This is a genomic window from Methylotenera mobilis 13, from assembly GCF_000384255.1.
Classification (GTDB): Bacteria; Pseudomonadota; Gammaproteobacteria; order Burkholderiales; family Methylophilaceae; genus Methylotenera; species Methylotenera mobilis_B.
Map to the genome: position 1 here is coordinate 1,456,602 of NZ_KB913035.1, position 14,159 is coordinate 1,470,760.

14 protein-coding genes are annotated in these 14,159 nt (G+C 40.2%); 6 read left to right on the plus strand and 8 right to left on the minus strand.

The annotated features are described in order from the left end of the window. Positions 1-21 precede the first annotated feature (21 nt). Positions 22-1,893, plus strand: coding sequence for a potassium transporter Kup (locus tag A391_RS0106895; protein WP_019898318.1), 1,872 nt, complete (start codon positions 22-24; stop codon positions 1,891-1,893). Between the two features lie 33 nt (positions 1,894-1,926). Further along, on the plus strand, positions 1,927-2,151 hold the full coding sequence (locus A391_RS0106900; RefSeq protein ID WP_019898319.1) for a hypothetical protein: 225 nt from the start codon (positions 1,927-1,929) through the stop codon (positions 2,149-2,151). Between the two features lie 69 nt (positions 2,152-2,220). Here A391_RS0106900 and A391_RS0106905 read toward each other — a convergent pair whose 3' ends face one another. Then, positions 2,221-3,093: a DMT family transporter gene (locus tag A391_RS0106905; protein WP_019898320.1), complete on the minus strand. Its 873-nt coding sequence runs from the start codon at positions 3,091-3,093 to the stop codon at positions 2,221-2,223. A 373-nt stretch (positions 3,094-3,466) separates the two neighbouring features. Between A391_RS0106905 and A391_RS0106910 the strand changes: the two genes are divergently transcribed. Beyond that, a complete protein-coding gene (locus A391_RS0106910; protein ID WP_019898321.1) occupies positions 3,467-3,871 on the plus strand; it encodes a PsiF family protein in 405 nt (134 codons plus the stop codon). 137 nt (positions 3,872-4,008) lie between these two features. Here the strand turns inward: A391_RS0106910 and A391_RS0106915 are convergent, their stop codons facing one another. Both A391_RS0106915 and A391_RS0106920 read right to left on the minus strand, forming a co-directional pair. After that, positions 4,009-4,944, minus strand: a complete 936-nt coding sequence (locus A391_RS0106915) for a VWA domain-containing protein (RefSeq protein WP_019898322.1) — start codon at positions 4,942-4,944, stop codon at positions 4,009-4,011. A 62-nt stretch (positions 4,945-5,006) separates the two neighbouring features. Beyond that, positions 5,007-5,447, minus strand: a complete 441-nt coding sequence (locus A391_RS0106920) for a hypothetical protein (protein ID WP_019898323.1) — start codon at positions 5,445-5,447, stop codon at positions 5,007-5,009. Positions 5,448-5,615: 168 nt separating this feature from the next. Here A391_RS0106920 and A391_RS0106925 point away from each other — a divergent pair, with 168 nt between their 5' ends. After that, positions 5,616-6,599 (plus strand): helix-turn-helix domain-containing protein, encoded by a 984-nt coding sequence (locus tag A391_RS0106925; protein ID WP_019898324.1) that lies wholly within the window; start codon positions 5,616-5,618, stop codon positions 6,597-6,599. A 310-nt stretch (positions 6,600-6,909) separates the two neighbouring features. Here A391_RS0106925 and A391_RS0106930 read toward each other — a convergent pair whose 3' ends face one another. Both A391_RS0106930 and A391_RS0106935 read right to left on the minus strand, forming a co-directional pair. After that, entirely contained in the window at positions 6,910-7,182 is a 273-nt protein-coding gene (locus A391_RS0106930; RefSeq protein WP_019898325.1) for an HU family DNA-binding protein, read from the minus strand. A gap of 218 nt (positions 7,183-7,400) precedes the next feature. Beyond that, positions 7,401-8,306, minus strand: coding sequence for a LysR family transcriptional regulator (locus A391_RS0106935; protein WP_019898326.1), 906 nt, complete (start codon positions 8,304-8,306; stop codon positions 7,401-7,403). A gap of 130 nt (positions 8,307-8,436) precedes the next feature. Between A391_RS0106935 and A391_RS0106940 the strand changes: the two genes are divergently transcribed. Then, entirely contained in the window at positions 8,437-8,799 is a 363-nt protein-coding gene (locus A391_RS0106940) for a GreA/GreB family elongation factor (RefSeq protein ID WP_019898327.1), read from the plus strand. A 12-nt stretch (positions 8,800-8,811) separates the two neighbouring features. Beyond that, on the plus strand, positions 8,812-9,198 hold the full coding sequence (locus A391_RS0106945) for a hypothetical protein (protein ID WP_019898328.1): 387 nt from the start codon (positions 8,812-8,814) through the stop codon (positions 9,196-9,198). Between the two features lie 129 nt (positions 9,199-9,327). Here the strand turns inward: A391_RS0106945 and A391_RS0106950 are convergent, their stop codons facing one another. Genes A391_RS0106950 through A391_RS0106960 form a run of 3 tightly spaced genes read right to left on the minus strand, consistent with a single transcriptional unit; the run spans position 9,328 to position 14,110 of the window. After that, positions 9,328-11,187 (minus strand): two-component system response regulator, encoded by a 1,860-nt coding sequence (locus A391_RS0106950; protein ID WP_157261335.1) that lies wholly within the window; start codon positions 11,185-11,187, stop codon positions 9,328-9,330. Positions 11,188-11,207: 20 nt separating this feature from the next. After that, the gene (locus tag A391_RS0106955; protein ID WP_019898330.1) at positions 11,208-11,576 is read right to left on the minus strand and encodes a response regulator; all 369 of its coding nucleotides are present in this window, start codon (positions 11,574-11,576) and stop codon (positions 11,208-11,210) included. Continuing rightward, complete coding sequence (locus tag A391_RS0106960; RefSeq protein WP_029144045.1) at positions 11,573-14,110, minus strand: PAS domain S-box protein; 2,538 nt, start codon at positions 14,108-14,110, stop codon at positions 11,573-11,575. Before A391_RS0106960 ends, A391_RS0106955 begins: the two co-directional genes overlap by 4 nt. Positions 14,111-14,159: the final 49 nt, after the last annotated feature.

Here is a 14,159-nt window from a genome sequence, read left to right on the forward strand (position 1 = left end):
CATTACTATTTATTACTCACTATGACAACTCAATCTAAAAGTATTGGCGCACTAACACTAGGTGCAATTGGCGTGGTTTACGGGGATATTGGTACCAGCCCACTCTACACCATTAAAGAAATTTTTGGAGAGTCTACAGGCATCGCGCTTACACATCCAAACATAGTAGGTGCAATTTCTGCTGTGTTTTGGGCATTAATGTTTATTGTGACTTTGAAATACATCGTATTGGTGCTTCGCGCAGATAACAGGGGCGAAGGCGGTGTGATGGCGCTATTGGCACTAGCTGCCTCTTCAGCAAGAAACAAGCTAGGCAAAAAGACCTTTATGTTGGGGCTCGGTGTGATGGGCGCAGCGTTGTTTTATGGTGACAGTATATTAACCCCTGCAATTTCGGTACTATCCGCAGTTGAAGGTTTAGAAATTGTTGCACCAGGCTTATCACATTATGTTTTGCCAATTTCAATTACGATTCTAATCGCCTTATTTCTGTTTCAAAAACATGGAACAGAAATGGTAGGTAAGTTTTTTGGGCCAATTGTCATTTTATGGTTTGTTGTGCTGGGCAGTATTGGTGTATCAAACATTATTGATAATCCACAGATACTTCACGCGATTAATCCAATACATGCGTACGAATTTCTAACTTCACGCGGTGCAGGTATTTTTCTGGCAGTTGGGACTGTTGTCCTTGCGGTCACTGGTGCTGAGGCTCTATATGCTGATATGGGGCACTTTGGTAAGCCTGCAATTCGTTTCGCTTGGGTAGGGCTAGTGTTTCCAGGGCTAGCACTTAACTACTTAGGCCAAGGTGCATTATTGCTTACGACCCCATCTGCTGTCAGCAATCCATTTTATTTATCATTTCCTAGTGAATTGCTTATTCCAGCGGTAATCCTTTCGACGCTTGCTACGATTATTGCGTCACAAGCTGTTATTTCAGGTGCGTACTCTATTACAAGGCAAGCCATACAGCTTGGGTTTCTTCCTAGAATGAGAATCCTTCATACATCTGCAACAGAGTCTGGTCAGATCTATGTGCCAGCTGTTAACTGGGGATTGTTGGTTGCTGTCATACTCACGGTAATGTTCTTCCAGAACTCATCTGCAATTGCAGCAGCCTATGGGATAGCCGTGACAGGGACGATGTTAATTACCTCAATACTGACCTATTTTGTGGTGCGAAATATTTGGAAGTATCCTTTATGGCTTGCGGCTGGTGCGACAAGTATATTCATTGCGCTGGATGTGATGTTGCTAGCTTCGTGCTCGGTGAAGTTTTTCAAAGGTGGTTGGTTCCCAATTGCGCTTGCAGTGATCATGGTGGTCATCATGTGGACATGGAAGCAAGGAAGAGAAACGCTTTTAAGCAGCATTCATAATGATGATCCTAAACTAGATGATTTCATTAAAAGTATTGCTGGCAGCGATATTGCTCGTGTTGAAAGAACGGCCGTATATCTCTCTGCTAATGTCGATAATGTGCCACAAGCGCTGATGCATAATCTAAAGCATAATCAGGTGCTACATCAAACTAATTTAATTATTACAGTAGAGTTTACAGATGAGCCTAATGTACCAATGGAACAAAGGGTTGATATAAAAGCGTTAGAGGCTGGTTTTTGGCAATTTAAACTATATTTTGGGTTTATGGATACACCCGATGTACCGAAAGCTTTACTGGGTATTCACATTCCTAATGTATCGATTGATGCATTCACGACGTCTTATTTTCTTAGTCGCGAAACAATTATTTCTGGGCATGGTGGGGCAATGGCAAAATGGCGTGACGATCTTTTTGTGTTCATGTCTCGCAACTCAGGAAGTGCGGTCGATTTTTTTAATATACCAAGTAATAGCGTGATTGAATTGGGATCAAGAGTGCATATTTAAGATTAAAAGTAAGTTTAATGATTGGATGTCAACATGAGTGATAAACCAGACGTTACAGAATCTGAAATTAGTTGTTTAGAAATGGTTCGCAATGGCAACTATCTGAATGTTGCCTCAGCTTGTAATGAAGTAGAAACGTTAGTAGCAAAAGGATATGTTTCTAAAGTCGCTTTAGTTGGCATGCCGCTGATGCAACGCCATTATGATTATGTGTTGTCAGTTCCAGGCTTGATTGTGTTGAGACAATATAAACCATAGTTTCGAATGAGTAGGCCATCTTTAAAAACAGTATTAAATTTCTTTGGATAATGATGGGTTAACTAAAGCTTAAGATTTGATTGGCCGTGACTTAATCGCAATGATTGCACCAGACATAATAATGATGCACATGCCAACAATACTTAGTGTATCTGGTACATGATTAAATACCAGCCAACCAAGTACGCCAGCCCATATCAGTTGTAAGTAATTCATTGGTGCAAGTAGTGAGGCTGGCGAGTGGCGATAGGCTGCCGTATACAGAAAGTGGCCAATTCCTCCCGTCATGCCCATGCTAAGAAAGAGTAATGCGTCCCATAGGCTTGGTGTTGGGCCGTACCATGACCATGGCAGAAATATACCGTATGCAACAGAGCCAATGAATGCTGAGTAAAACAGCATTGCTACGGTTAGTTCTGTTGTGACGAGAACGCGCGAGAGTAGTTGATAGACGACCAGTGCGCCTACAACAACAAATGCATAAATTGTCCCAGTGGTATCTAATCCACTGTCTGGATGGACAATGAGTAGCACTCCCAAGAAACCAATCACGGCAGCAACCCAGCCAAACAAACGGATACGTTCACCTAGAAAAACCCCCGCAGATAGCACGACTAGCATCGGACCAAGAAACACAATCGCAGTTGTTTCAGCCACAGGCATGCGTTGCAAGGCCAACCCCATAAATAGCGATGCTATTGCGAGTGAGGCACCGCGTACTATGACTAAGCCCGTGTGTTTTGTTTGGAGAAGTTTCATGCCCTGGCTAGGCGCTAATAACACAATCATCAGTATGCAGTGTGTGATGTAACGAATTGCAATGACCAGTAGCACGTTGTAATGCGTAACCAGATACTTGGTTGTGGTATCCATGCATGCAAAGAGAAAGAGCGCTGATACAAACAGAAGTACACCTTGAAAAGGGTGGCTGACTTTATTCATTAAGTATTTCTAGAAAGTTATATTTTTAATTAAGCATCTAATCGTAGCATATAGATTAAATGAGGCGTGTTGTTACTGTAACTTAAGCTAGTACTTGCTTAGCATCATGACTTTGCTCATTAAAACTAGCACAGCCTACAGAGACGATTACTTAAAAGATTCCCCAAGTATTTTAATATATACGTGATTGATTTAGCTGTTATGAATAATGATTATTCGCTCAAATATGTATATTTACAGATTCAAAAAGATGCTAAATATAAATTGATAGAGTCCGATTAAACCTGATTATTTGAAGACAGCGCTAACGTCCTTACAACCGAAAAGTAGTATGATTAAACCGCAATATTTTCAATTAATTTGGAGAACAAAAATGAAAAAAATATTAATAGCCATGTTGATGACTGCCTTTTGTTTTGCGGTAAATGCAGAAACTCAGCAAGATAAAATGAAAACCTGTAATGCAGATGCGGGCAAAAAAGAATTGAAAGGCGACGAGCGTAAAGCCTTTATGAAAGACTGTTTATCTGCCAAGCCAGCACCAGCGCTGACATCACAACAAGATAAGATGAAAACTTGTAATGCAGATGCTGGGAAAAAGGAGTTAAAGGGTGATGAGCGTAAAGCTTTTATGAAAACTTGCTTATCTGCCAAGCAGGAGCAACCAGCCGTCTCTCAGCAAGATAAAATGAAAACTTGTAACGCAGATGCAGGCAAAAAAGCGTTAAAAGGTGATGAACGTAAAGCCTTCATGAAAACATGTCTTTCATCAAAATAGTCTTGTAATAAGTGGTTAATTAACTGGCCTTGATCAAAAGACTTACCCCAGAGAGTAACTAAGAAGCGCTTTCAGGGGGGCTATATTACTGAACCATTCAATTGTTGGGCACAGTTCAATTAATTATTGAACTGTGCTTAATGGAGGAGATTTTTTCGTTTTGGTAAATAGTCTGCTATAACAAAAAAAGCTGAAATTAAGGCAAAAATCCAACCTGTTTCCACATGTGCTGGGCTATTGCCTGCGGATGGAAGTTTGTTAATTGCAGCTAAAAATTTTGTTTGCAAGTCAGCCCTAACGTAATTTGCATTAATATCACTTACAACTTCTTTTAAATACTCTTCACGTAATGCGGATAGGTAGTATTCGTGAGGGTCGCTAGCAATTGAGTCATCTCGTTTTCCTACAGAGTCTTCGTTCACTATTTGGCTTGGTTCTATTTTAGTTGCGTATTGTGACCAGTAACCAATGATCTCATCTTTACTATTAAACTTAGGGATTGGAGACGGCTCTTGTGAACCTATACCAGCTAATAACCAACTAGTACTTCCTTGCATAGGCTGTAGATCAATTTTAGTAATGGCGTTTAATGGTGCTGCTTCATCACCATCCGTTAAAAAGATAATTTTAGTTGGTTCAGGGAGTGTTAAAGAAACGCTACCTGCATCGATTAAGCCTAATCTGAGATGGCTACTTCCACGCCATGCCATACGCCATTCAAGGTGTTTTAATGTATCTTGAATCACTCCAAAGTTCTCACATATTTCAATAGGCACATAGAGTGGGACAACTTCAGCGTTAGCAAACAATGCGATGCTCACTTTAGTACCACATGGAAGTTCTTTAAGACTCATGCTGATTAATTGTAAAGCGTAGTTTAATCTGCTTATTGGTCGTTTATTCATATGCATGTCTTTAACATTCATGCTCTGTGTGATATCAATGACAAACATGTAATTATTAACATTAAGCGAAAGTGGTATTTTAGGATTGACCATAGCAATTGCTAAGCCAATCAGAGCTAACCATAAATATAATCCACGGTGAATAAAATATAAGTGCAAGTAACTCATACATGCATCATGCTTTACTCTGAGTGCTCAATAGCGTCATCAGTATTTTTCAAAACGGATCGTTAAGTTTTTTGGAATGTAGCGCGAAAGATAAATACAGATGCTTTGCCAAATCCATAGCTGGTGGTAAGGATGCTGGCAAATAAGTAGTACTTGAATATATCTGGTGGAGGTGAGGTTGGGCTATCTAGTGATGGAAAAACTGCCATGAGAAAAAATAAACTAGAGTTAGTAAATGCTCCAATCACCATTGCCCAATTTACATGCCACGGTAAAGGCACCTTGGCTGCATATATCCCTAGTATTAAAGCTGTCATTAGCAAGAAGTCAATATGCGCCTGTAGTAAACGTGTGAACTTACCAACAAAAATATCTTGTAATGGATATACCCCAAAATTTAATCCAACCATACACCATGCCAATATTAATGCCATGATTAACCACATTGCAGCACCGCGGATTAGCACAATATTGCCAGCATGTTTGTCGTTCTGATAGTCCATCAAGTTCTCCTAAGTCATCAATTGATTCAGTGTGAAGATTAATCAAATTGCATTGATCAAACTTGATTTGAATGGATGAAAAACTTGACTGTAACGGTGTTTTGAAAATTTACACCGCTTAAGTAATAAGGTTATGATATTGAAGGGAGTGCACAATGGAGTAATTAAATGAGTCAGCCAGATTTAGATCTACAGCCTCTGGTTAATAGCCCAATTAGGTTATCAACAGAAGATATTCCTGCATCCAATAGGCAAGCGTGGCTTAGCGAAGTTATCGGCCGGGAGTATGCCAATGTAAAAATCACGCCGCCTAAAAAAGGTAAGCTGTTTAATGAAATGCTTATTTATCCTTGGCAGGACTTGCGGCTCTCTGTGATACACTCAAACAGCATCAACATCGAGCGACTACCCAAAGAGCCCCATTACAACAGCCAAGATAACTACTTTGGTGTTGTTTTGCTTTCAGGTAAATATCTACTGGAGCAAAATAATCGTGAAGTTTACCTACAGCCTGGTGAGATGACGATTTATGATGCAACACTTCCTCATCGCATTTATTGCCCCGAAAGCTTTTCTAAGCTCATCATATCGATTCCTCGCAAACAAATGCGAGAAAGGATGGCTGGCGTTGAGCATTGCACTGCATTAAAAATGAAATGTGATGTCGGTATAGGCGCAGTTACCTCACGTTATATTCAATCGGTTGCGGCGGAGGCGAGTTGTATGCCATCAGCAACTTTTAGTGCGGCCTCTGATAGTGCTTTAGACTTATTTACTCTCGCTTTAAATAGTGTCATCCCACAACATATACAGCTTTCCAGAAGTCGCTCATTATCGTTATATCGAGTTAAAGATTTCGTAAAACGTAACTTATCGAATCCGGCACTTGATAGTGTACGTATTGTTCAAGGTACAGGATTGTCTGAGCGATACATTAATGAGTTGTTTCATGATGAAGATACATCATTAATGCGTTATGTTTGGAAGCAGAGGTTAATGAATTGCTATCGAGATTTGGCTAATCCTAATTTTGTTACTAAACAAGTTTCTGAGATTGCATTACGTTGGGGATTTAATGATTTTTCTCATTTTAGTCGTGCGTTCAAGCAGCAGTATGGCGTCACACCAAGAAGTGTGAAAGTGCTTAATTAGTTAATATAAAAAATATAATAGTTTATATTAAACAATAATATATTTATTTTTATTAAAGTGTTTTATTTAGATTTTATTGTGGAAATGGTCACTATATATTGATTAATAGTTAAGCATGCTGAATTTAGCAGTGTTTATTATTGATGAGCAATTTTATTGGTGTTGACTAAGTTACTTTTGATATTGATATAAAAAAACGACCGCATATGCAGTCGTTTTTAGCAAGACTTTTTCAGTGGGTCAAGCCAAACTAGGAGGAAAGACGAGGGTTTCGTCTTACACTAGCTGTTAGGCTTGCTGAAGTTAACTATTAGTTAACTTTGTCTTTAAGTGTTTTGCCTGCTTTAAACACAGGAGCATTACGTGCAGCGATTTCAATCGCTGCGCCTGTAGAAGGATTGCGACCTGTACGAGCAGCTTTTTTAGTAACTTGGAATGTACCAAAACCTACAAGGGCAACATTGTCACCAGCTTTCAATGTGTCACCAACAGTGCTAATGATTGCATCTAGTACACGGTTTGCATCAGCTTGTGTTACACCAGCTTCTGCAGCTACTTTTGCTACTAATTCAGATTTGTTCATGTGAATATCCTAAATATGGTTAAGAAATTATCCCCAGCCCTTATTGGGCAAGGGGTAGGAGGGAATACATCGTAGCACTAATTTATATTAGTCGGCTAATTGCTTTGTAAAAAAAGATGAAAAAATAATGAAAAATTGAAGATTTGACACGATATTGCTACTTTCTGTGCTGGACTCTCAATTGAAAGTCACGATTTTAGTGCAATTATTACTCTCGCTTACTCTAAATCCCAGTATGGTTCAGTGCCGAAGCGTTCGATTAAAAAGTCTATCAGGACGCGAATTTTTAATGGCAAGTTCCGCTTTGGCAGATACAGTGCATATACGTGTTGATGCACAGGAATATATTCTGACAACACAGATTTTAAACGTTTGGCTTGAATGTCTTTACCAATAATAAACGTTGGTAGTAATGCTAAACCAAATCCGCCTAACACGACTTGCGATAAAGCTTCGTCATCATTGATACGTAATCTACCCGATACTGGCACAGAAACTTCACCCCCTGGTCCATTAAAGCGCCATAAGCCCTTATCTCCAGAGTGAATGTAATCTAGGCAGTTGTGGTTAACGAGGTCCTGTGGAAGAAGCGGGGTGCCGAACTCTTCAAAATAATCAGGCGTAGCGCATAATTTACGTCGTATCGGCGCTAACTTTCTGGCAACCAAAGCTTGTGGCAAGTCACGAGTAACACTGATGACAACGTCATAACCCTCTTCAGTTAAATCAACCACGCGGTCAGTAATCGTCATGTCAATATCAAGTTCTGGATAATGGCGCAGAAAATCACCTATCGCTGGCGCAATATGTAGCGTTCCGAATGCAACTGATGCAGCCACCTTAAGCACTCCGCGGGGTTGCGCGTTCAGACTGTCAATCATCTTATGGGCTTGATCTGCTTCGTAGCTAATGCGTGTGCAATAGTCAAAAAAAGCAGTGCCTACTTCAGTTAAGCTTAGGTGCCGTGTGCTTCGATTAAGCAAACTGGCCCCAAGCGATTGTTCTAGTTTTGAAACCGCTTTACTCACGGATGATCGTGAAACACCAAGCTTTCTAGCTGCAGCTGAAAAGCTTTGTTCGTTCACGACATGGGCAAAAGTAATCATCAGATTTAAATCATACATAGTGTCATTGTAGCGCTAAGGGAAACAATTATGTTCAATTGTATGGACTAATTTAATTGATACGTAAAGATTAATATTGAGCCTTGCCAATAGATGTGGCGTATTAATTTTGTATGGTATGGATATCACGATGGAACTAGAAAATTTAATCATTTCAGATAAGGATTTTGTTCGATTATCTAAGCTAGATAATCATGGATTGTTGAGCTATGAGTTGAGCCGGGCAGTTGTCGTGCCAGAAGACCAAGTGCCGCCAAATGTCGTAAGAATGAACACCCGAGTGGTCTATTTAGATGAAAGTAACGGCATTAGTCGAGAGGTGGAGTTAGTGTTTCCAGAAGACGTAGATTTAGATGTCGGGAAAATTTCAGTGCTGTCACCAGTGGGTTCAGCGTTGCTTGGGCTTGAGGAGGGGCAAACGATTGATTGGTCATTCCCTAACGATCCTTCTCGACGCCTGAGAGTCATGAGTGTTGCTAAAGTAAATACATAGGAGAATAAAATCATGAACAAAACATTAGATAACGCAGCAATATTTGTCACAACTTATATTGTTTTTATGTTGCCGACTTATGTTTTGCCGTACTTGCGGACGAGTCCAGCTTCGCTTCATGGTCTAGATGATGCTGGTGCTAATGTGTTTAGTTTTACGTTTTTTATCCATTTAGCCTCAATGATTTTGCTGTGTTGGGTATGTTTAGTAAGGGGAGCAATGGTAGGTAAAAACTGGTTGTTCTTATTACCAGTGGTTGCGTTTGCTTTTGAGTTTATTTCAAAACTGAGTGTTATCCCCTATATTCCAACGATGTATCACATATTGGCAATTATCGTTGGAGCGACTTCGGCTAATATTTCAGTGCCAGATAAATTAACCAGATACAGTAATGATTGAAGTTAAATGATTTAAGCTAGTAGATGACATCTTTGTTTAAGCGTTGCTCAATTTAATCATCAAATCGAGCAACGCTTAAGATTATTCAGTGTGATATGAAACTATGTATTGCATGATGCCTAGTTTTTATTAGGCAGATGCGTACATACTTTTCAGCTTAGTCTCGAACTCATTTACAGGCAAGGGTTGGCTAAACAAATACCCCTGACAGAGGTTACATTTATGTTTCTCTAAAAACGCACGCTGACTCTCTAATTCAACGCCTTCAGCTATTACTTCTATTCCTAAGTTGTTTGCCATACCAATGATGGTTTGTACTACAACAGCATCTCTTTCATTCATACTCATATTACGTATAAAAGATTGATCTATTTTTAACTGATCTAGCGGTAATTTTGTTAAGTAAGACAATGACGAGAATCCAGTCCCAAAGTCGTCCATTGAAAAGCGCACACCAACGTCTCTGAGCGCATGCATTTTAATAATCGCTTCTTCAACGTTATCTAGTACTAGGCTTTCAGTAAGTTCTAATTTAAGTTGGCTAGTTTTAATTTGATGGCGGGTTAACATTTCGCTTACTTGATAAACGAAATTAGGGTCATGAAATTGGCATGCGCTGACATTGACTGCTATTTGTAAATCACGTGTCATGGGCTCACTTTCCCATGATTTAATCTGTTTACATGCAGCCTCCATTACCCATTGCCCAATTGGGATAATGAGACCAGTTTCTTCGGTTAATGGAATAAATTGCAAAGGGGGCACTAATCCTTTTTGAGGATGTTGCCAACGAATTAGCGCTTCTGCACCGTGTACCTTCCCAGCGTGATCTACTTGCATCTGATAGTAGAGTCTAAATTGATTTTCTTTAATCGCTAACCTTAAATCGTTTTCTAATGCTGTCCGTGCTTCTAATGCCGCCTGCATGGTCGGATCGTAAAAGCGCAATGTGTTCCGCCCAGCATTTTTTGCTTGGTACATGGCGATATCAGCCCGTTTCAGTAACTCATCTACTGTAATGGCTTGGTTGCAAAATAAGCAAATGCCAATGCTGGCGGAAGTGTGATGTAGGTAGCTGTCGAGATAATAAGGTAGATTAATCACTGAAATGATTTTGGCGGAGACTGTTTCCGCTTGGACGGCTGCTTGAGATGGGTCTTCACTGAGATCTTGTAAGATGACAACGAACTCATCACCACCTAATCTTGCAAGCGTGTCACCTTCACGCATACAGGTTTGTAGGCGTTTAGCGACTTCTATAAGTAACAGATCACCAACACTATGACCTTTAGTGTCGTTCAGAGTTTTAAAATGGTCTAAGTCGATAAATAACAATGCACCATGATTCTGATGTCTAGCACTTACTGCCAAAGTATGTTGCAGGCGGTCTATTAAAAGTAATCTATTAGGCAAGTTGGTGAGTAGGTCGTAGTAGGCTAGATGCTGAATTTTGTCTTCCGCTTCTTTTCTTCTGGCAATATCTTGCTGCAAAAATTGATTAGCTTCTTCTAATTGGAGTGTTTTTTCTTCAAGCTTACGTATCAGTATGACACTGTAGTCTTTAAGTGTGTCGCTATCATCCCCGTCGCTTGAGCTTACTTCGTCAGGAACAGCAACCACACCTTTAGATAGCACTTCACGAAAGCGGGCAATAAAATCCTCAGGCTCGGAAGGTTTTAAAATAAAGGCATCAGCGCCAAGATTAAGGGCTAGTTTTTCATCCTCAGGCTCTGTGTAGGTTGCTGTGTAAACAATGAACGGAATGGATTTAAGCCTTGCATCGCTTTTCCAGTGGCGCAATAACGTATAACCATCCATCACTGGCATGAGTAAGTCGGAGACGATAAGTTGAGGCGGATGTTGACGAGCTTTCGTTAAGGCCTCCGCGCCGTGCCGCGCAGACTCTACAAGGTAACCGTTACCAGTTAAAAGTGCTTGCAGGTAATAGAGGTTTTCTTCCTTGTCATCAACAATTAAAACATGCGTCATAAATCTCCCTGGCTCGCTCATCAAGACCGTAGGTAAGTTGAAATTTCTGCAACAAAAGTTTCTGGATTAATCGGCTTTTCAATATAACCAGTACAGCCAGCCGCAAGGCATTTTTCACGGTCGCCAACCATTGCGTATGAAGTGACAGCAATAATGGGAATAGGTTTCAGTGAATCTACTTCTCTTAACGCTTTAGCCACCGCATAACCATCCATCATAGGTAGTTGAATATCAAGGAGAATTAAGTCGGGTATTAGTTTTTTTGCTGTATCGATTCCTATGGAACCATCTGGCGCTGCAACTACATTAAAACCATGTGTTTCTAAAAGAAATGTAGTCAAATAACTATTTTGTTCATTATCTTCGATGAGCAGGATGGTTTTTTTCATGATTTGATAGCACCTTGTAAAGGTAGTAGGACGATAAACTCACTGCCTTTTGACCACTCACTCACCGCAAAAATTTGTCCGCCCATCAGTTCTAAAAGGCGCCTGCAAATTGCCAATCCCAATCCGGTGCCATCATGCGTGCGTGAAAGGCCGCTATCTATTTGACGAAATGGCTGAAATAGCAAATCTAAATCTTCAGGTTTTATGCCGATACCTGTGTCAGCGATGCTGAGTTTTAAAAACGGTGTAGGTGGGGCATTAAACGAAGGTTTGAAATCGTTTAGCAACTCTGCGGTGACCGTCACGCTTCCTTCTTCAGTAAACTTGATTGCGTTATTGATTAGGTTGATTAATATCTGCTCTAGACGTCTGCGGTCACTATTAATGTGACCTAAATCGTTACTGATGTATGTGTAAAGTTGTAATCCCTTTTTTTCTATGGCTGGTCTTAGTCCATTGACGACTCTATCAATCAAATCAACCAAATCAAATCTTTCAGCACTTACTTCCAATTGGCCAGCTTCTATTTTGGAAATATCAAGGACATCGTTAATTAGTTCTAGCAAGTGTTTTGCACTACCTCTTACCATGCCGAGCTGCTTAGATTGTTCGGCATTCAATGGACCAGCCATCCCCTGTAAAATGATGCCAGTAAACCCGATAATAGAGTTCAATGGAGTTCTAAGCTCATGTGACATGGTGGCCAAAAAAGCTGATTTTATTTTATCAGCAGCTTCAGCTCTCACTAGCGCCTTTTGTAGTTCTTCTGTTCTCTCTATTACTCGTTTTTCTAGGGTGGCGTTTAATTGTCTAATCTCTTTTTCAGCCTTTAATCTTTCTGTGATATCGTTCCCAATACTCAGAATCTCCAGTACTTGGCCATGGGGGTCAAGCACCACTTTATTTGTCCACGATATCCATACACTTTCACCATTTCTTCGTATATTTTCATTCACATTCTGTTCAAACACCTTGGTATCTAAACAGATCTGCTGCATTAGGTTTTGAAGGTCTCTGCCGGCGCTGTCTGTGGATGGTACAATCGTGCCAATCACGTGTTGACCAATAATTTCCTCAAATGAGTATCCGAAAAACTGCAGACCGAATGAGTTCAGAAATGTAATGTAGCCCTGTGCGTTCCAGCGCAGGATAATACTGTTGGCCGACTCCACAAGCTCACCGTATTTTTGCTCACTTTCATCTAATTTAGATTCAGCATTTTTACGTTCGCTGATATCAATCCCCATGCCGACTAGGCAGTCTGTACCTTTAAAATTAACGTTTCTGCCTGTAAATAAATAAGGTGTCTTTGTTCCGTTTTTAGACAGTAGGTTAGCCTCAATAAAGGCTTGGCCATGCTTGAATACTTCCGAAATTTTTTCAGCAAGCGCTGATTTTTCTTCATTGGCAAAAAAGTCCAATGGGTGCATTTTTGCAATTTCTTTGTTTGAATAACCAGAAACCGTTTGGAAGTTGTTATTCCAACGTAGAAATCTTCCTTCATGATTATAAAAATAGAGAATCCCTGGCATGCTTTCTATCATCATGTCTGAAAAAAGTGATTCATTTTCAGCGATGCTTTCTGCTTCCTTTCGTTTCTCTTCACGTTCTAGATTTTCTAAAGAAAAAGAAATGTTGCCAGTAGCCTCGGTTAGTAATGCAATTTCTTTATCATGAAAAAACATGGCTTGATCTGTATAAACGCTTAGCGTGCCACCAATTTTGTCTTTTAATTGAATTGGAAAGACTGCCGATGCTCGGAAGCCAAGATGTACTAATTCGTCTCGCCATGAGTCAGTGATCGACTCATCGAGCATATCGTTAAAAATATAGGGCTCACCAGAGATAAATGCAGCGTTAGTTAAGCCCAATCCTTCGTGGCTATCGTCAGAGTAGATTTTAATATTTTTCAGATGATTGTTTTTTTCACCCCAAGATGCCACTGGAATCAGTTGGTTGGTTTCATCGTCATTCCAGCCAATCCAAGCCATATGAAAGCCACCTTCATCTACAAGAATTTGGCATACCTTCTTGAATAAATCTTCTCGGGTAGGGAGCCAAATGATGGCTCGATTGATTTTGGTTAAAGCTGCATAAAGACGAGAAAGCTGAGAAATTTCGCGTTGCTGCTCTTTGAGTACTGTGATGTCACGTATCACACCAAGCAGATTGCCATCAGGCATTGTGGTAGCGATAATTTCAGCACTAAATACGGAGCCATCTTTGCGCTTTAATTGCCACTCGCGCATATAGTCAGAGTCCGCTTTAATAGCATCTAATGCTGGTTGAATATATTGCACTTCAGTTTGCACAATAATGTCAGATGCGTGCATGCAGACCAGTTCGTCCCGCGTATAGCCTAACATCTTGCAAATACTAGGATTGGCATCCAGATAGTGGCTCTGAGAATCAGCAATAAGTATTCCGTCGGGCGCATACTCAAAGAGCGCTCGATACCTCGCTTCACCAGTTTGACGCCCCGTATCTTCCCCTGCGTCATTGGTTGATTGATTCTTAACACTAAGTTTTGTCAAGATAGCTCATTCTGTAGGATTTTTTTATTCTTCAATTTTATAATCGTTA